We start from the raw sequence: 20,060 nt of genomic DNA, 5'->3' as shown, positions 1-20,060 counted from the left end.
GGGCGGGCGCGCGGGGGGCCGCGGCCCGCCGGCGGGTACGGCGCGGTCATCGGCTTCCTCGGGCGTGCCGGGCGATGTGGCGCAGCGCCTCGCCGAACTCCTCGGCGACCCCGCGCACACTGGCCGTGTCGTGGACGGCGGGGCGGTGGTGCCAGGTGAAGGCGAGGCGGCCGTCCTGGACCGCGCCCACCACCTCCAGCGGGTGGGAGCCGCCGTCGCGGGGGTCGTGGTCCTGCCCGAACGAGCCGCGCTCGACGCGCACCAGGCCGCGGCCGGCGTTCTCCGGGCGGGAGTCCCACTGGCCGAGGTAGTTGAAGACCACCTCGCCCTGGGTGCCCGCGGCGAGCCGCTCGCGGACCTCGGGCGGGCCGAAGGTGCGCAGCGCGCCGAAGCCGAGCCCGTTGCCCGGCACCGCGCGCAGCTGGCGGCGCACCGACTTCACCAGGGACCGCCAGTCGCGGTCGGGTCCGAACTCGCCGGGTGCGGGCACCTGGAAGGCGACCGGGTAGACGGTGGTGAACCAGCCGACCGTCCGGGAGAGGTCGACGCCGTCGAGCACGTCCTCGCGGCCGTGTCCCTCCAGGTCCAGCCGGACCTGTTCGCTTCCGGTCCAGCGGGCCAGCGCCAGGGCGAGTGCGGCCAGCAGGACGTCGTTGACCCGGGTGCGGTAGGCCGTCGGCGCGGCCCGCAGCAGAGCTGCGGTGTCCGCCTCGTCCAGTTCCACGCTCACCGTCGCCCGCTCGCCCGCCCCGGCGTCGGCGTCGGCGGGGCGGCCCGCCCGGGCGGGGCCGGCGGACACCGCCTTTTCCCAGTGGGGCAGTTCGTCGTCCAGGGCGCCCGCGGCAACGTGGGCGGCGAGTCCGAGCGCCCAGTCCCGGAAGGACGTGCCGCGTTCGCCGAGGGTGACCGGTTCGCCCTGCTCGGCCTGTCGGTAGGCGCTCTCCAGGTCGTCACCCAGGATGCGCCAGGAAACGGCGTCGACGACCAGGTGGTGGGCGACCAGGAGCAGCAGGACCGGTTGGCCGGGGTCACCGGTGAACAGCGCCGCCCGCAGGAGCGGGCCGCGGGCCAGGTCGAATCCGGCGTGCAGGTCGTCGGCGGCCCGTGCGACGGCGGCGGCGGCCTGTTCGGATGTCTGCCCGGTCAGGTCGTGGTGCTCCAGAACGTCGTCGGCGGGGGCCGGCGGCGGGTTGAACTGGTGCCAGCCCGCCTCGTCCCGGGTGAAGCGCATGCGCAGCGCGTCGTGGTGCTCCAGCAGGGCGTGCAGGGCCGTGCGCAGCGCCCGCGGGTCGGGGGCGGCGCCGAGTTCGAGGAGCGTCGACTGGTTGAAGTGGTGGTGGGCGGCGCGCGGGGTGCCGAGGAACCATTCCTGGATGGGCGTGAGCGGCACCTCGCCGGTCACCGGTGCGTCGCCGGCGCGCTGCGGGGCGTCGCGCACGACGGTGGCCAGCTGTGCGACGGTCTGGTGGCTGAACAGGTCCCGGGTCGCCAGGTGCAGGCCGTCCCGGCGCAGCCGCGAAACCACCTGCATGCTCAGGATGGAGTCGCCGCCGAGGACGAAGAAGTTGTCGTCGGCGCCGATCTCCTCGATGCCCAGTACGTCGGACCAGATCCGGGCGATCCGGCGTTCGGTGTCGGTGCGCGGAGCCACCCGTGGCCCGGCGGCGGCCTGGGCGGGTCCGGGGTCGGGCAGCGCCCGGCGGTCGGTCTTGCCGCTCGGGGTGAGCGGCAGCCGCTCCAGTGGCACGAAGAGGGAGGGGACCATGTGCGGGGGCAGCAGCTCGGCCAGGTGCGCGCGCAGCTCGGCGACGGGCACCTGGTCCGCCAGGGGACCGGCGCAGCTGTCGGCGAGGACGAGGTAGGCGACCAGCCGGGCGGGCCCGGCTCCCGGGCCGTCCCCGGCTTCGCCGGTACGCACGGTGACGACCGCGTCCCGCACCAGGGCGCTACGGCGCAGCGCACTCTCCACCTCGCCGGGCTCGATCCGGAAGCCGCGCAGCTTGACCTGGTCGTCCATCCGACCCACGAAGCGCAGCTCTCCGTCGCCGTGGCGGCGCGCGAGGTCTCCGGTGCGGTACATCCGGTCCCCCGGCGCGCCGAAGGGGTCGGCCACGAAGCGGGCGGCGGTCAGGCCCGGGCGGTTCAGGTAGCCGCGGGCCAGGGCGGGCCCGGCGACGTACAGCTCCCCGGTCACGCCGGGCGGGACCGGCCGTAGGGCGGCGTCCAGCAGGTAGACGCTGGTGGGTCCGGCGGGGCGGCCGATCGGTGGGGTGCCCGCGCCCGCCGCCAGCGGGCCGGTCCAGCTGGCGACCACGGTGGCCTCGGTGGGGCCGTACGAGTTGACCATCCGCCGTCCGGGGGCCCAGGTGTCGACCAGGTCGGCCGGGCAGGCCTCGGCACCGACGATGAGGGTGCGCAGGGCGGGCAGCGCGCCGGCCGCGGCCGGGTCCACGGTGGCCAGGGCCGCCGGCGGGATCAGCGTGTGGCTGATCCGCCGGGCGGCGAGCACCTCGGCCAGCCGCTCGCCGACCAGCGGGCCCTCTTCGCCGGTGACCAGGGTGGCCCCGCTGAGCAGCGAGACGCACAGCTCCAGCACCGAGGCGTCGAAGCTGGGCGAGGCGAACTGGAGTACCCGGTCGCCGGGGCCGGCCGCGTACTGCTCGGCGGCGGCCGCGGCGAAGCCGGCCAGTCCGCGGTGGGTGACCACCACGCCCTTGGGTGTCCCGGTCGATCCCGAGGTGTAGATGACGTAGGCGGGGTGGCCGGTGCTGAGCGCGGTGGCGCGGTCGGCGTCGGTGGGCGGGGTCGGCGCTCCGTCGGCGGTCCACACCTCGGCCGGGTCGTCGAGCAGCAGGAAGGCGCCCGCGTCGCGCACCATGAACTCCCGTCGCCGGGCCGGGTAGCCGGGGTCGACCGGGAGGAAGGCGCCGCCGGCCTTGCTCACGGCGAGCTGCGCCACCACCGTCTCGGCCGCGCGCGGCAGCGCCAGGGCCACCACCCGCTCCGGCCCCACGCCCTGGCGGATCAGCCGGTGGGACAGCCGGTTGGCCGCCCGGTCCAGCTGCGCGTAGGTCAGTTCGCGTTCGCCGTCCAGCAGCGCCACCGCGTGGGGAGTGCGGGCCGCCTGCTGTTCGAACAGCTCGGGCAGGGTCGCCTCGGGCACCGGCCGGAACGTCCCCCGGGCCTGGTCGAGCAGGGCCTTCAGCTCGTCGTCGGAGGCCAGCGGCAGGGCGCCGATGGGGCGTTCGGGGTCCTCGGCGACGGCGGAGAGCAGGGCGGCGAGCTGGTCGGCGATGCGCTCGGCGGTGACCGCGTCGAACAGGTCGGTGTTGTAGCTGATCAGGGCGCGCAGCGCTCCGGAGTCCGTCTCGGCGAACTCCAGGGTGAGGTCGAACGGCGCCTGTTCCAGCTCGGTCTCGACGTCGGTGACGGCGAGGCCGGGAAGTTCCAGGTCGGCGGCCGGGGTGTTCTGCAGGACGACCATGACCTGGAAGAGCGGGCTGCGGCTGGTGTCGCGGACCGGCTGCACCTCGTCGACCACCCGTTCGAACGGCACCTCCTGGTGCGCGAAGGCGTCCAGCACCGTGTGCCGCACGCCGCCGAGGAACTCGGTGAAGGGCTGCCCCGCCTCGACCCGGGAGCGCAGGACCAGGGTGTTGACGAAGAACCCGACGAGGCTCCGCGTCTCGGCCCGGTCGCGGCCGGAGGTGACGGTGCCGACCGCGATGTCCGCGTCCCCGGTGAGCCGGGCGAGGTAGGCCTGGGCGGCGGCGACCAGTGTGGTGAACAGGGTGGCGCCCTGCTCCCGGCCGACCCGGGCCAGCCGGCGGGCGGTCGGGGCGGGCACCTCCAGGCGGGCGGTGGCTCCGTTGCTGGTGCGCACCGCGGGCCGCGGCCGGTCGGTGGGCAGGTGGAGCGGCTCGGCGTCCGCCAGCTGCTTCCTCCAGTAGTCGAGCTGATCGTCGGCGCCGGCGGCGCCGGCCGTGCGCTGCCAGTGCGCGTAGTCGGCGTACTGCACCGGCAGGGGCGGCAACTGGTCTTCGTCGGAGCCCAGTTCGGCGCGGTAGAGGTGGGCCAGGTCGGTGAGCAGGACGGAGGTCGACCAGCCGTCGGTGACGATGTGGTGCAGGGTGATGGCCAGCACGTGGTCGCCGTCGGCCAGCCGGGTCAGGGCGACCCGCAGCAGCGGGCCCCGACGCAGGTCGAAGGGTCGGCCCCGCTCGTCGGCGAGCAGCCCGCGCAGCGCCGACTGCCGTTCCTGCTCGGGCAGTTCGGACAGGTCGTGGAGCGCGAGCGGCACCTCCCGCGGCTGATGGACGAGCTGGACGCCACGCCCGTCGACGCTGTCGAAGGTGGTGCGCAGCGACTCGTGGCGGGCCACCAGCGCGTTCAGGGCCGCGCCGAGGGCGCCGAGGTCCAGGGCGCCGTGCAGGCGCAGCGCGAGCGCGGTGACGTACTCGGTGCCGCCGGGCGCGAACTCCTCCAGGAACCAGAGGCGTTGCTGGGCGTAGGACATCGGCGGCGCCGCTTCGCGGGCGACCGGGACGACGGCGGGGTCCGCGCCGCAGGGTTGCCGCTCCTGCGTGAGCAGCCGGGCCAGTCCGGCCGGGGTGGGGTGGAGGAAGACCGCGCGGGGCGTCAGGTCGGTGCCGAACGCCTCGGCCAGCCGGGCGGCGAGCCGGATGCTGAGGATGGAGTCCCCGCCCAGCTCGAAGAAGCCGTCTTCCACACCGGGCGGCGCTGTGCCCAGCACCTCCCCGAAGACCTCCGCCGTGCGGCGTTCGGCCTCGGTGCGCGGCGCGAGGCGGTCGCGGGGCCCGGCGTCGCGGTCGGCGTCCGGCGCCGGAAGTGCCGCGCGGTCGAGCTTGCCGTTGCGGCTCAGCGGAAGGGCGGCGAGCGGGACGAAGGCGGTGGGCACGAGGTAGTCGGGCAGCAGGCGGGCGGCGAAGTCCCGCAGCTGCGCCAGGTCGGCGCCCGCGGGGCCGACGACGTACGCCACCAGCTGTCGGGCGCCGGGGCGGTCCTCGCGGACGACCACGGCGGTGTCGGCGACCCCCGGGTGCGCGGCCAGCGCGGCCGCCACCTCGCCGGGCTCGACCCGGAAGCCGCGGATCTTCACCTGGTCGTCGGTGCGGCCCAGGAACTCCACGGCGCCGTCCGGCCGCCGCCTGGCCAGGTCGCCGGTGCGGTACATCCGCTCCCCCGGCGCGCCGAACGGGTCGGCCAGGAAGCGTGCCGCGCTCTCGCCGGGCCGGCCCAGGTAGCCGCGCGCCAGGCCCTCACCGGCGACGAACAGCTCGCCCGCGCAGCCGGGCGGCACGGGCCGCAGGCGGCGGTCGAGGACGTACACCCGCTTGTCGTCCAGGGGGTGGCCGACGGGCACGGTGTCGGGCACCGCCGCCGGGTCCGCGAGGGCGAAGGAGGTCGCGAAGACGGTGGTCTCGGTGGGTCCGTAGCCGTCCACCACGCACAGGCCGGGGCAGGCGGCGAGGACCCGGCGCACGGCGGCGGCGGGCACCACGTCGCCGCCGGTCCACAGCCGGCGCAGGCCCGTGAAGCAGTCCGGCGCGTCCTGGGCCAGCAGGCGGAAGAGCCCGGCGGTGAGCCACAGCGCCGTCAGCCCGCCGGACGTCAGCCGCCGCAGCAGCGCCGCGTCCACCGGCCCGTCGGGGGCGACGACCACCCGGCCGCCGTTGAGCAGCGGTGCCCAGACCTCGAAGGTGCTCGCGTCGAAGGCCACCGGGGAGTGCAGCAGTACCTGTTCGCAACCGCCGTCGGTGAAGCGGCTGTCGGTGGCCAGCGAGGCCACGTCGCGGTGCCGGACCGCCACCGCCTTGGGCTCGCCGGTGGATCCGGAGGTGAACATCACGTAGGCCAGCCGGTCGGGGTCGGCCGGCGGCGCGGACAGCACGGGCTGCCCGGCCGCCTCGGTACGGACGGCGGCGACCTGGTCGGTGGTGAGCCGGACGGTGGCGCCGGCCCGCGCGAGCAGCGCGCGGCGGCGTTCCTCGGACGCCCGGACGTCCACCGGGACGTAGGCACCGCCCGCCTTGAGGACGGCGAGCTGGGCGACGACGAGCTCGACCGAGCGGTCCATCGCCAGCGCCACCCGCCCCTCGACGGCCAGGCCGTCGGCCAGCAGCCGGGCGGCCAGCCGGTCCGACCACCGGTCGAGCCGGCGGTAGGTCAGGTCGTCCTCGCCGTGCCGCACCGCGACCGCCTCGGGGGTGCGGCGGGCCTGCTCGGCGAAGAGCGCCACCGGGCTCTGCGCCGCCGCCGGGCGGGCGGTGCTCTGCCAGGACGCCAGCAGCTCCCGGTCGGCCGCGGTCAGCGGCTCCAGCTCGCCCACCTCACCGTCCAGACCGTCGGCTAGGGCGGTGAGCAGCACGGCCAGGCGCCGGGCCGCGCGCTCCACCGTGGACCGGTCGAACAGCGCGGGGTCGTAGGCCAGGTCGAGGCCGAGCCGCTCGGTCAGGTAGGCACGCAGGCACCACGGGAAGGTGGTGGCGTCGTCGGCCCGTACCTCCGTCACCCGCACACCGGTCCTGGCCGCGACGGACTCGTCGACGGGGTAGTTCTCGAACACCACCATGCTGTCGAAGAGCGCCTCGCCGGCCGGTACCTCGCTCAGCGCCTGGATCCGGGTCAGGGCCAGGTGGTCGAAGGGGCGCCCGTCGCTCTGGCGCGCCTGGAGCTCGCGCAGCCAGGGCAGCACGCCGCCGGTGGCGGGTATCCGGACCCGGGTCGGCACGGTGTTGATGAACATGCCGATCATCGACTCGACGCCGGGCAGCTCCGCCGGCCGGCCCGAGACGGTGGTGCCGAAGACGACGTCGTCGCTGCCGCCGCAGCGCGCCAGCAGCAGGGCCCAGGCCCCCTCGACCACGGTGTTGACGGTCAGTCCGGCGTGCGCGGCCCGCTCCCGCAGCCGCTGGGAGAGGTCCTGGTCCAGCTCGTGGTGGACGGTGGCGGCGGAGCGGGCGCGGTGCGCCTGGCCGGGCACCCGGTCGTACGGCAGCGGGTTGCGCGCGGTGAAGCCGGCCAGGGCGTCGGCCCAGTAGTGCTCGGCCGCCTGCCCGTCCTGCTCGGCCAGCCAGCGCAGGAAGTCCGCGAACGGACGCCTCGACGGGCGGGGCCCCCGCGCAGCGCCGCCGGTCAGCGCGGCGTACTGGTCGCAGACCTCGGTCAGCAACTGCCCGCTGCTCCAGCCGTCCAGGATCAGGTGGTGGGTGGACCAGAGCAGCAGCACCTCGTCACCGGGGAGCGCGGCCAGCGTGAGGCGGGTGAGCGGCGCGGCGGTGAGGTCCATGCCCGCCGCGCGATCCGCGGCGAGCAGCCGCTCGGTCTGCGCCTCCTGCCGGTCCGCCGGCAGCTGCCGCCAGTCCAGCAGGGTGACGGGCACCTCGGCGCGCTGGAGCACCAGTTGAACGGGATGCGGCAGGCCCCGCCAGTGCACGCCGGTGCGCAGCGCGGGCGTGCGGTCGGCCAGCAGCTGCCAGGCCTCGGCGAACACGCGCGGGTCGGCCACGCCGGCCAGCCGCACCACGATCCGGTCGAAGTAGGCACCCTCGGTGTCGACCAGCCCGTGGAAGAGCATCCCGGACTGGAGCGGCGTCAGCGGCAGTACGTCGGCGACCTGGCGCCCGTCGCCGACGAGCCGGTCCAGCTGGTCCTGGGTCAGGCCGGCGAGCGGGAAGTCGGAGGGGGTGCGGCCGCCGGCCCCGGGGCGGGCGCAGTGCGCCGCGATCTCGCGCAGGGCGGTGCGCATCTCCTCGGCCAGTGCGCGGACCTCGGCCTCGTCGTAGACGGCCGCCGGGTAGGTCCAGCCCAGTTCCAGGCGCCCGTGCTGGACCACCCCCGTGACGTCCAGGAGGTAGGGGCGGGCTTCGTCCGGGTCGGTGTCGCGGCCGGCCGGGGGCAGCGACGCGCGGTAGAGACCGTCGGCGCCGGCGCTCTCGGCGTCCCACCGGCCGTGGTAGTTGAAGCCGATCCGCGGAGCCGGCGTACCCGCCGGCGCACCGCCCGGCAGCAGGTGGCGCAGCGCACCGTGGCTCAGCCCGCGCAGCGGGACGGCGCGCAGCTGCTCCTTGACCGAGCGCAGCGTCTCGTGCCATCCGGCGTCGGGGTCGACGCTCAGGGCGAGCGGGAACTCGGCGGTGAACCAGCCCACCGTCCGGGACAGGTCCAGGTCGTCGAAGAGGTCCTCCCGGCCGTGCCCCTCCACGCCCACCAGCACGCTCTCGCGACCGCACCAGCGCGCCAGGGTGCGCCCCAGGGCGCTGAGCAGCACGTCGTTGACCTGGGTGCGGTAGACCTCGGGGACCAGGCGCAGCAGGGCCTCGGTCGTCTCCGCGTCCAGCGTCACGGTGACGGTGGCGGCGCCGCCGTGGGTGTTGGGACCGGGCCGGCCGGCGGGCAGGTCGGCCGGGGCCGTGACGGTCCGCGCCCAGTACGCGGCGTCGGCGGCCAGCGCACCGGAGCGGGTGTGCTGCTCCAGCCGGGTCGCCCAGTGGCCGTAGGAGGTGCCCGCCGGGGGCAGTTCGGCGCCGCGGCCGGCACCGACCGCCTGGTAGGCCGCTTCGAGGTCGGCCAACAGGATGCGCCAGGAGACGCCGTCCACGGCCAGGTGGTGCACGGTGACGACGAGCTGGCCCGGCTGCCGGGCGCCGCGGTCGAAGAAGAGCACGCGGACCATCCGGCCCTCGGTCGGGTCCAGTTCGGCCTGGGCCGAGGCCGTGGTGTCCTGCACCGCCGCTTCCAGGGCCGCGGGGTCGAGGCCGGCCGCCTCGTACCGGGTGAAGACGCTCCGGGGCGCCTCGGCGAGCACCTCCTGGCGCCAGCCGGTGCCGGTGTGGCGCAGCCGGGTGCGCAGGGCGGCATGGCAGCGCACCAGGGCCGCGGCTGCCTGGTCCAGGGCCGACGGGTCCGCGCCGGGGGCCAGTTCCACCCGCTGGGTCATCGTGAAGCGCATCGGGTCGCCGGGGCGGCGGCCGTCGAGGTACCAGTGCTGGATCGGGGTGAGCGGCGCTTCGGTGGGCGAGGGGTCGCCCCCGGTGTCCGGGCGCGCGCCCGCCGCACCGACCACCAGTGCGAGTTCGGCGACGCTCTGGTGCCGGAAGACGTCCTTGGTGGTCAGCGCGAGCCCGCCGGCCCGGGCCCGGGAGACGATCTGGATGCTGAGGATGGAGTCCCCGCCGAGCGCGAAGAAGTTGTCGTGCGCGCCCACCCGGGCCACACCCAGCACCTCGGTCCAGATCGCGGCCAGCCGCTCCTCGGTGCCGGGCCGCGGCGCCACGAACGCGTTGCCGCTGTCGGGCTGCGCGGGCGGCGCGGGCAGGGCGCGGCGGTCGGTCTTGCCGCTGGAGTTGCGCGGGATCCGCTCCAGCGGGACGAAGGCGGCGGGCACCATGTGGTCGGGCAGCGTCCGCCGCAGCCGGACCCGCAGGCCCTCGGCGGGCGGGATCCGGTCCCCGGCCGGCACCAGGTAGCCGACGAGCATCAGCCGGCCGGCGTGCTCGCGGGCGGTGACGACCGCCTCGGCGACGTCCGGGTGGTCGAGCAGGGCGGCCTCCACCTCGCCGGGCTCGATCCGGAACCCCCGGATCTTGACCTGCTCGTCGGCCCGGCCGAGGAACTCCAGCAGGCCCTGGGCGTCCCAGCGGGCCCGGTCGCCGGTGCGGTACATGCGCTCCCCCGGCGCGCCGAACGGGTCGGCCACGAAGCGGGCGGCGGTCAGGCCCGGGCGGTTCAGGTAGCCGCGGGCCACCTGCGCCCCGGCCAGGTACAGCTCCCCCGCCATGCCCGGCGGCACCGGCCGCAGGACCTCGTCGAGCACGTAGGCCCGCAGGTTGTGGCCGGGGCGGCCGACGACCGGGCGCTCGGGGCGGTCCGCGCACCGGCCGTAGAGGGCGTCGACGGTGCACTCGGTGGGCCCGTAGACGTTGTAGGCGGTGACGCCGAGGTCGTGCTGCGCCGCGCACAGCTCCTGCCAGGCGGCGGGCGAGATCGCCTCGCCGCCGACCAGCAGCAGGCCCGGGTGGTGGCGGCCCGCCGCGAACAGCCCGGCGGCCGAGAGTTCACGCAGGTAGGAGGGGGTGACGTTGACCACGTCCAAGCGGCGTTCGGCGATCTGGGCGCAGAAGGCCTCCGGGTCGAGCCGGACGTCCTCGTCGATGAGGTGCACCTCCTGGCCGAACGTGAGCAGCAGCGGGCCCTCCCAGCTGGTGTCGAAGGAGAACGAGGCGCTGAGCGCCATCCGCAGTGGACGCCCGTCCGTCAGGTGCGGCGCGAACAGCCCCGCGCGGTGGTCCTGGCACAGGTTGACCAGCTGGCGGTGCTCCACGGCGACGCCCTTGGGTCGGCCGGTGGAGCCGGAGGTGTAGATGAGGTAGGCCGTGTGCCGCGGCAGCAGCGGATGGCGGCGGTCGGCGTCGGTGAGGTCGTGGGCGGGCAGCCGGTCCCACGGCACCTCGTGCAGCTCCCGCTCCGTCAGCAGCGTCCGCGGACGGGCGTCGGCGAGCAGGAAGGCGGCCCGCTCCTCGGGGAGTTCGGGGTCCAGGCAGAGGAGGGTGGCACCCGCCTTGAGCACCGCGAGCAGGGCCACCAGCAGGTCCGAGGTGCGCGGCAGCCGGACCGCGACCACCTGTTCCGGGCCGGCGCCACGGGAGACGAGGTGGCGGGCGAGCCGGTTGGCCCGCCCGTTGAGGGCGGCGTAGTCGAGGGTGGCGTCCCTGGCCACCAGGGCGGTGGCGTGCGGGGTACGGGCGGCCTGCGCCTCGAACAGGGCGGGAAGGGTGGTGTCCGGCACTGCCATCGGCTCGCCCTGCCCCGTCCGGAGCACCCGGCGGCGTTCGTCGGCGGTCATCAACGGCAGGGTGGCGACGGCGCTGCCCGGGTCCTCGGCCACCGCCTCCAGCAGGGTCCGCAGCCACCCGGCCAGCCGCTCGGCGGTGGCCTCGTCGAACAGGCCGGTGCTGTACTCCAGGTAGCCGGTCAGGCCACCGTCGCGCTCGACGAAGTCGAAGGCGAGGTCGAAGGTGGCGCTGCGGACCGGCGGTGCCAGCGGTGCCACCTCCAGGCCCGGCAGACGGGGCACCTCGGTGCCCAGGTTGTGCAGGGCCACCATCACCTGGAACAGCGGCGTGCGGCTGGTGTCGCGCTCCGGCTGGAGGGTGTCCACCAGCCGCTCGAACGGCACCTCCTGGTGGGCGAACGCCGCCAGGACGGTGTCCCGCGACCGGCCCAGCAGCTCGTGGAACGACAGCTCCGGGCGCACCTGGGCGCGCAGCACCAGGGTGTTGACGAAGATGCCCACCACGTCGTGGAGTTCGGGCCGCTCCCGGCCCGAGGCGACGGTGCCCACGGCGACGTCCTGCTGGCCGGCCCAGCGGGCGAGCAGCACCTGGCACGCCGTCAGCAGGGTCATGTAGAGGGTGGCGTCGGCCTCCCGCCCGCGCTCGCGCAGCCGTCCGGTCAGCGCGGCGGGCAGGGTGAAGGTCAGCAGGGCGCCGTCCCGGCTGCGGACGGCGGGGCGCGGACGGTCGGTGGGCAGGTCCAGCGGCTCCAGGCCGTCCAGGGCCTCGCGCCAGTGGGCGAGGTCCGCCTCGGCGCGGTCGGTGCGGGCGCGCTGCCAGACGGCGTAGTCGGTGTACCGCACGGGCAGCTCGGGCAGCTCGGGGCGGCGCCGTTCGAGGGCGGCCGCGTACAGCTCGCCCAGGTCGCGGCCGAGGACGGCCACCGACCAGCCGTCGGTGGCGATGTGGTGCACGGCCAGCACGAGCACGTGCTCGTCCTCGGCCGTCCGCACCAGCCGGGCCCGCAGCAACGGCCCGGCGGCCAGGTCGAACGGGGTGGCGGCGACGCGTTCCAGCAGTGCCTCCACGAGCGCCGGGGGCTGCCCGCGGAGGTCGTCCACCGACAGCTCGACCGGCTGCGCCGGGCGCACGCTCTGCCGGGCGCGCCCGTCCTGTTCGGTGAAGGTGGTGCGCAGCGCCTCGTGCCGGGCCACCAGGGCGTCCAGCGCGGTGCGCAGGGCGCTCTCGTCGAGCGCTCCGCGCAGGCGCAGCACGGACAGGGTGGTGTACTCGGTGCCGTCCGGCTCGAAGCGGTCGAGGAACCAGAGCCGCTGCTGGGCGTAGGACAGCGGCGGCTCGACGGCCGGGTCGGCGGCGGGGATCGCGTCGGCCGACGGGCTCCCCCCGGCGGCCGGCTCGCCGAGGGCGGCGGCCAGGTCGGCCAGTCTGCCGTGGCTGAACAGCAGCCGGGGCGAGACGTCCGTGCCGAACGCCGCGCGCAGCCGGGAGGTGACCCGGATCGCGAGGATGGAGTCGCCGCCGAGGGCGAAGAAGTCGTCGTCCACGCCGACCTCGTCGGTGTCCAGGACGTCGGCCCAGGCCTCGGCGACCAGCCGTTCGGCCCGGGTGCGGGGGGCGGTGCGGTCGTGGCCGGCCGCGAAACCGTCCGGGCCCGGCGCGGGCAGCGCCCGCCGGTCGAGCTTGCCGTTGACGGTGAGCGGCAGGGCCGCCATCGGGACGTAGGCGGCGGGCACCATGTAGGGGGGCAGCAGCCGCTCCAGGTGCGCGCGCAGCTCGGCGGCGGACGGCGGGGCTTCGGCGCGCTCACCGCCGCCGACCACGTGGGCCACCAGGCGGCGGGTGCCGGCGGTGTCCTCGTACACGCCCACGGCGGCGGCGCCCACACCCGGATGGGCGTGCAGGGCGGCCTCGATCTCGCCGGGCTCGATCCGGTAGCCGCGGATCTTCACCTGCTGGTCGGCGCGGCCCAGGTACTCCAGGGTGGCGTCGGCCCGCCGGCGGGCCCGGTCGCCGGTGCGGTACATCCGGGAGCCGGGACGCCCGAACGGGTCGGCGACGAAGCGGGCGGCGGTCAGGCCCGGGCGGTTCAGGTAGCCGCGGGCGAGGCCCTCCCCCGCGACGAACAACTCGCCCACCGCACCGGGGGGGACCGGCGCCAGGTCGGCGTCCAGCACGTACACCCGCAGGTCGGGGATGCCGGTGCCGATCGGTCCGGGGCCGCCGGCGCGGGCTGTGGCGCGGTCCAGCGGGGCATGGGTGACGTGCACGGTGGTCTCGGTGATGCCGTACATGTTGACCAGGCGCGGCGCGCCGTCCGGGTGGCGCTCGTACCAGTCGGCCAGCCTCGTCACGTCCAGCGCCTCGCCGCCGAAGACCACCGTGCGCAGCGCCAACCGGTCCGCCAGGGCCGGGTTCTCGGCGTCGGCGCGGATCAACGGGTAGAACGCGGACGGGGTCTGGTTGAGGACGGTGACCCGCTCGTCGGCCAGCAGGCGCAGGAAGTCCTCCGGGGAGCGGGCGGTGTCCTCGGGAACCACGACGAGCCGGCCGCCGTGCAGCAGCGGGCCCCAGAGCTCCCACACCGAGAAGTCGAAGGTGTAGGAGTGGAAGAGCGTCCAGACGTCCTCGGCGCCGAAGCCGAACCACTCGGCGGTGCGGTCGAAAAGCCGCACCACGTTGGCGTGCGGGATCACGACTCCCTTCGGGCGCCCGGTGGATCCCGAGGTGAAGATGGCGTAGGCCGGGCTCTCGGGCAGCGGGCGGCGGCGCGGGGCGAGCTTGCCGGCCGGGCGCCGCGCGAGGTCGGCGCGCACGTCGGCGTCGCCCAGCGCCAGTACGGGCACGTCGGTGGGCCCCGGCGCGGCGGCGTCCCCGGTGAGCGTGACCAGCGCCACCGGCCGGACGTCGCGCAGCAGCTGGGCCAGGCGCTCGGGCGGCAGCGCCGGGTCGAGCGGCAGGTAGGCCGCGCCGGTCTTGAGGACGGCGAGGACCGCCACCACCAGGTCGGTCGAGCGGGGCAGCGCGAGGGCCACGAACTGCTCGGTCGAGGCGTGGAGTTCGGCCAGTCGGTGGGCGAGCCGGTCGGCCCGCGCGTCAAGCGTGGCGTAGTCGAGGCGCTCGTCGCCGTAGCTCACGGCTTCGGCGTGCGGGGTCCGGGCGGCCTGCGCCTCGAAGAGGTCCACCAGGGTCCGGTCCGGCCGGCCCTGCGCGGCGCCGTTCCAGTCGACCAGCATCCGCCGCCGCTCCTCGGCGGTGGTCCAGGCCAGGGCCCGCAGCGGGCGGTCCAGGCCGCCGGCCAGCTCGGTGAGCAGCAGGCAGAGGCGGTCGGCCAGGGTGCGCGCGGTCCCGGCGCCGAACAGCTCCGGGTCGTAGGCGAGGTCGAAACCGAACCGCTCGCCCTGGTAGGCCCGCAGCACCAGCGGGAAGTTGGTGGCGTCCCGGGAGGAGACGTCGGCCAGTCGCACGCCGGAGCCCGCCGAGCGCGCCTCGTCGAAGGGATAGTTCTCGAAGGCGACCATGCTGTCGAAGAGCGGGCTGCCGGAGGGCACCTCGCTCATGCCGGTCAGCTCGGCCAGCGAGACCGCGGCGAAGCGCCGGGCCTCGGCCTGCGCCTCCTGGAGGTCCCGGAGCCACGCCGCGGCGGTGCGCCCGCCGTCCACCCGGACCCGGGTGGGCAGGGTGTTGATGAACATCCCGATCATCGACTCGACACCGGGCAGGTCGTCGGGGCGTCCGGAGACGGTGGTCCCGAACAGCACGTCCCGCTCGGCGCTGTAGCGCGACAGCAGCAGCGCCCAGGCGCCCTGGACCACGGTGCCCATGGTCAGCCCGGCCTGCCGGGCGGTCCGGGCCAGCCGTTGCGACACCTCCTCGGACAGCCCGGCCGGGTGCACGCCCGCCGACCGGGCCTGGTGGAGCCCGCGCCGGACCCGGTCGACGGGCAGCGGGGTCGGGGTGGCGAACCCCTCCAGGACGCCCCGCCAGTGGGCCCTGGCGGCCTCGGCGGCCTGCCCGGCCAGCCAGCGCACGTAGTCGCCGAAGGGCCGGCGTGCGGCCGGTCGCGGCTCGGCGCCGGTGCTGAGCGCCGCGTACTCCTCGAACACGTCCGTGAGCACCTGGGCCAGGCTCCAGCCGTCCAGGATCAGGTGGTGGGAGGTCCAGAGCAGGTGCAGGCGCGCGTCGGGCAGCCGGATCAGGGTGAGCCGCATCAGCGGCGCCGCGGCGATGTCCACGCCCCGCGCGAGGTCCTCCGCGCGCACGGCGGCCACCCGCTCGGCCCGCTCCTGCGGGCCCGCCGCGCGCAGGTCCAGCTGGGTGACCGGTATCCGGGCGCGGCGGTGCACGACCTGGAGCGGGACGGGGACGCCCTCCCACACCACCGAGGTGCGCAGGGCGGGCGTGCGGTCGGCCACCCGCTGCCAGGCGGCGGCGAAGGTGTCGGGGTCGCTCACGCCGTCGAGGAGCAGCGCGGCCTGGTCGACGTACACGTCGTCGGGCCCGCCGACCAGGCGGTGGAAGAGCATGCCCTCCTGGAGCGGGGTGAGGGGCAGCAGGTCCTCCACCGCCCGGCCGTCGCCGACCAGCCGGTCCACGCCGGCCTGGTCCAGCCGGGCGAACGGGAAGTCGGACGGGGTACGGCCGCCGGCGCCGGGGCGGGCGCAGTGCGCGGCGACGGCGGTCAGCGCGGCGGTCAGCGCGGCCGCCAGGTGCTGGACGGTGGCCGCCTCGTGCACCTGGTCGCTGTAGTGCCAGGTGATCTCCAGCTCGCCGTCGGCCACCACGGCGGAGATGTCGAGCAGGTGGTCCAGCGGCGCGTCGGGGGCGATGTCCCGGCCGGGAGCCTCGCCGGCCGGGGCGAAGTCGCCGCCCTCGGCGGCCGCCCACTGGCCGTGGTAGTTGAAGGACACCTGGGGCAGCGGCACCGCCCGCAGGGCGGCCGCGGCCGGGTCGGGCGAGCCGAGGCGGGCCAGCGCCTCGTAGCTCAGGCCCCGCCGGGGGACGGCCCGCAGCCGCTCCTTGACCGCCTTCAGAGTGGCGGCCCAGTCCGGGGCGCCGGCCGTTCCGACCGGGGTGAGGGTGACGGGGTACTGGGTGGTGAACCAGCCGACCGTGCGGGAGAGGTCGGGCTCGTGGCCGGCCGGGCCGCCGAGTTCCTCGCGGCCGTGCCCCTCCAGGGCGACGGCCACCCGCCCGGCGCCCGTCCAGTCGGCGAGCACCCGGCCCAGCGCGCTGAGCAGCACGTCGTTGACCTGGGTGCGGTAGACCGCGGGGACCTGGCGCAGCAGCGCCTCGGTGGTGGCCCGGTCCACCCTGGTCCGAAGGGTGCGGACCGAGCCGGCCAGCGGGCTGCCGGGAAGGTCGACGGGCAGCGGGGCCGGCGCGGCCGATACCTCGTCCAGCCAGAACGGCAGGTCACCGTCGAGGTCCCCGGCCCGAACGCGCTCGGCGACGTGGTGCGCCCAGTCGGTGAACGGGGTCTGCTCGGGGTCCAGCCGAACCGGCTCGCCGGCGGCCGCCTGCCGGTAGGCCAGGGCGAGGTCGGCCAGCAGCACCCGCCAGGAGACGCTGTCCACGGCCAGGTGGTGGGCCGTCACGAACAGCTGGGGCCGGGCGCCGTCGGCGGCCCGTAGCAGGGCCGCGCGCAGCAGCGCGCCGCCGGCCGGGTCGAGGGCCGCGCGGGCCGCGTCGGCCGCGCGGCGCCGGGCGGCGTCCTCGGCCTCGGCGTCGGCGGCGAGGGCGGCCGGGTCGTGGCAGGTCAGCAACCCGCCGACCGGACCGGCTCCGGGGCTCTGGTGCCAGCCGTCGCCGGTGCGGGTGAACCGGGTGCGCAGCGCCGGGTGCGCGGCCGCCACCGCTTCGAGCGCCAGCTCCAGCGCCCGTTCGTCCAGGTCGCGCGGCAGGTCGAGCAGCATCGACATGCTGAAGTGGCGCAGCGGGCCGTGGGTGGCGAAGAACCACTCCTGCACCGGGGTCAGCGGCGCGGGTCCGTCGTCCCGCGGTCGCCGCGCCGTCGCCGCCGGGGCGCGCCGGCGGCGGGCCGCCGCGGCGGCGAGGTCGGCGACGCTCTGGTGGCGGAAGACGTCGCTCGAACCGAGCCGCAGGCCTGCGGCTCGGGCCCGGGAGACGGCCTGGATGCTGAGGATCGAATCGCCGCCCAGCTCGAAGAAGTTGTCCGTGACGCCCACCCTGGCGACGCCGAGCACCTCGGCCCAGATGCCGGCCAGCACCTCCTCGTCCGGGGTCCGCGGGGCGACGAACTCCTTCTGCTGCCGGTCCACTTCGAGGTCGGGGGCGGGCAGGGCCCGGCGGTCGAGCTTGCCGCTGGTGGTGAGCGGCAGCGCGTCGAGCGCGGTGAAGGAGGACGGCACCAGGTGGTCGGGCAGCACCTGCCGCAGCGCCGCCCGCAGGTCGGCGGCGGGCGGCACGGCGTATCCGGTGGCGGGCACCAGATAGGCCGCCAGCCGGGCGCGGCCGTGTGCGTCGGGCGCGGCCACCACCGCGGCCGCGCCGACGGCGGGCAGCTCCAGCAGCGCCGCCTCGACCTCGCCCGGTTCGACGCGGTGGCCGCGCACCTTGACCTGGTCGTCGGCCCGCCCGAGGTAGTCCAGGCGCCCGTCGGCGGTCCAGCGGGCCAGGTCTCCGGTGCGGTACATCCGGGCACCGGGCGGCCCGAACGGGTCGGCCGTGAACCGCGCCGCGGTCAGCCCGGGACGGTCGGCGTAGCCGCGGGCGAGCTGCTCGCCCGCCAGGTACAGCTCGCCGCCGACGCCGGGCGGCACCGGCCGGCGCCGGTCGTCCAGCACGTACGCCCGCACGTTCGGCAGCGGGCGGCCCACCAGCGCCCGGTCGCCGTCCGCGATCCGGCAGGCCAGCGCGTCGACCGTGCACTCCGTCGGGCCGTAGAAGTTGTAGGCGGCCACCCCGGGGTGCGTGGCCAGCTCGCGCCAGAGGGCGGCGCCGACCGCCTCGCCGCCGAGCATCAGCACCCGAGGGCGGTGCCGCGGATCGGTGAGCAGCCCGGCGGGCAGCAGCTGACCGAGGTAGGAGGGGGTCACGTCGAGGAAGTCGACGCGGTGCTGGACCACGTACTCGACCAGCGCCGCCGGATCCATCCGGGTCACCTCGTCGACCACGTGCAGCGGGTGGCCGTCGGCCATCAGCAGCACGCCCTCCAAGGAGGTGTCGAAGGAGAACGAGGCGGTGAGCGCCACCCGCAGCGGGCCGCCGCCCGCGTCGGCGACGAAGCCCGCCCGGTGGGCGGCCAGCAGGTGCGTCACCGCGCGGTGCGTCACCACGACGCCCTTGGGGCGGCCGGTGGAGCCCGAGGTGTAGATGACGTAGGCGGTGTTCGCCGGGCGCAGCTGGGCGAGCCGGTCGGCGTCGACGGGGTCGGTGTCCCGGCCGGTGGCCGGGGCGGCCCGCAACGCGTCCTCGTCCAGGACCAACGCCGGCCGGGCGTCCTCCAGCAGGTAGCGCACGCGCTCCGCGGGCAGGGCGGGGTCGATCGGCAGGTAGCCGGCGCCGGCCTTCCAGACGGCGAGGATCGCCACGATCATGTCGGCGGTGCGCGGCAGCGTCAGCGCGACCAGCCGTTCGGGGCCCGCTCCGAGGGATATCAGGTGGTGCGCGAGCCGGTTGGCCCGGCGGTTGAGCGTCGCGTAGTCCAGCTGCTCGCCCCCGGCGACCAGGGCGAGGGCCGCCGGGGTCAGGGCGGCCCGGCGCTCCAGGAGTTCGGGGTAGCAGGCGTCGTCGACGGGCAGCCGGGCGCCGTTCCACTCCCGCGTCACCCGGCGGACCTCCTCGGCGGAGAGCAGCGGCAGGGTGCCCAGCGGCCGGTCCGGTTCGGCGGCGACGCCCTCCAGGAGCCGCAGCAGCTGGTCGGCCATCCGCCGCGCGGTGGACTCGTCGAACAGGTCGCTGCGGTACTCCAGCAGGCCGGTCAGCCCCTCCCCGTCCGGGACGAACTCCACGCTGAGGTCGAAGGTGGCCGCCTGCCGGGGCACGTCGACCAGGGAGACGTCCAGCCCGTGCGCGGCGGCGGGCGCGGGCGGGGCGGGGTGCAGCAGGACCATCACGTCGAAGAGCGGGTTGCGGCCCGCCTCGCGGGGGGCGCCGACCGTCTCCACCAGTCGCTCGAAGGGCGTGTCACCGTGCACGAAGGAGTCGTTGACGGTGGTGGTGGCGGCCGACAGCAGGTCGCGGAAGGACCAGGACCGCTCCACCGGGGTGCGCAGCACCACCGTGTTGACGAAGCAGCCGACGGCCCGCTCCAGGTCGGTGCGGGAGCGCCCGGAGGTCAGGGAGCCCACGGTGATGTCGTCCTGGCCGGACCAGCGGGCCAGCAGCGCCTGGGTGGCGGCGACCAGGGCGGTGTAGAGCGTGCTGTGCTGCTCGGTCACCAGGTCGCGCAGCCGGGCCGTCAGCCGCGCGGAGACGGGGAAGGTGTGGATCGCGCCCGCGCCGGCCTCCTCGCCGCGCCGGGGCCGGTCCAGCGGCAGCTCGGGGGCCACCGCGCCGGCCAGCTGCCCCTTCCAGTAGGCGAGATGCTTCTCGAGTCGGGTGCCGGAGAGCTGCTCGCGCTGCCACACCGCGAAGTCGGGGTACTGCGTGGCCACCGGGGGCAGCTGGGGGGCCGCGCCCCGGACCAGGGCGGCGTAGGCGGTGCACAGCTCGTCCAGGACCACGCCCATGGACCAGCCGTCGGTGACGATGTGGTGCGCGGTCAGCAGCAGGACGTGCGCGGCATCCGACTCGCGCACCAGCAGGGCCCGCAGCGGTGGGCCCTGGCGCAGGTCGAACGGGCGGGAGTACTCCGCCAGCAGGATCGCGTCGAGGGTTTCCGCCGGGGTCGGCTCGCGAACCGGCAGCGGCACCGGCTCGGCCGGCCGCACGGTCTGCGCCAGGTGGCCGTCGGTCTCCTCGAAGGTGGTCCGCAGGCCCTCGTGGCGTGCCACCACGGCGGCCAGCGCCCGGGCCAGCGCCTCGCGCTCCAGCGGCCCGGTGAAGCGCACGGCGAGGGCGCTGTTGTAGCGGTGGTCGCCGGGCCGCAGCCGGTCCAGGAACCACAGTCGCTGCTGGACGAAGGAGAGGGGCAGCGGGCGGCCGCGGTCGGCGCGCGGGACGGTCCGCCCGGCGCCGGGCCCCTCGCCGCCGGCCTGTCCGGCCAGCCTGCGGCGCAGCGCTTCCCGCAGGTCCGCGGGCAGGGCGGCGGCGCGGTCTCGCTTCGAAGGCGTCATGGTCGTCGGG

The 20,060-nt window shown here is 76.3% G+C and carries 1 protein-coding gene; it reads right to left on the bottom strand.

Annotation, left to right across the window (positions count from 1 at the left end):
• Positions 1 to 46: 46 nt before the first annotated feature.
• Positions 47 to 20,050: a non-ribosomal peptide synthase/polyketide synthase gene (locus tag ACIF6L_RS32450; RefSeq protein ID WP_396490990.1), complete on the bottom strand. Its 20,004-nt coding sequence runs from the start codon at positions 20,048 to 20,050 to the stop codon at positions 47 to 49.
• Positions 20,051 to 20,060 lie beyond the last annotated feature (10 nt).

The sequence above is a fragment of the Kitasatospora sp. NPDC086009 genome (assembly GCF_044540385.1).
GTDB lineage: Bacteria > Actinomycetota > Actinomycetes > Streptomycetales > Streptomycetaceae > Kitasatospora.
This window is presented reverse-complemented; position numbering and strand designations above follow the sequence as displayed.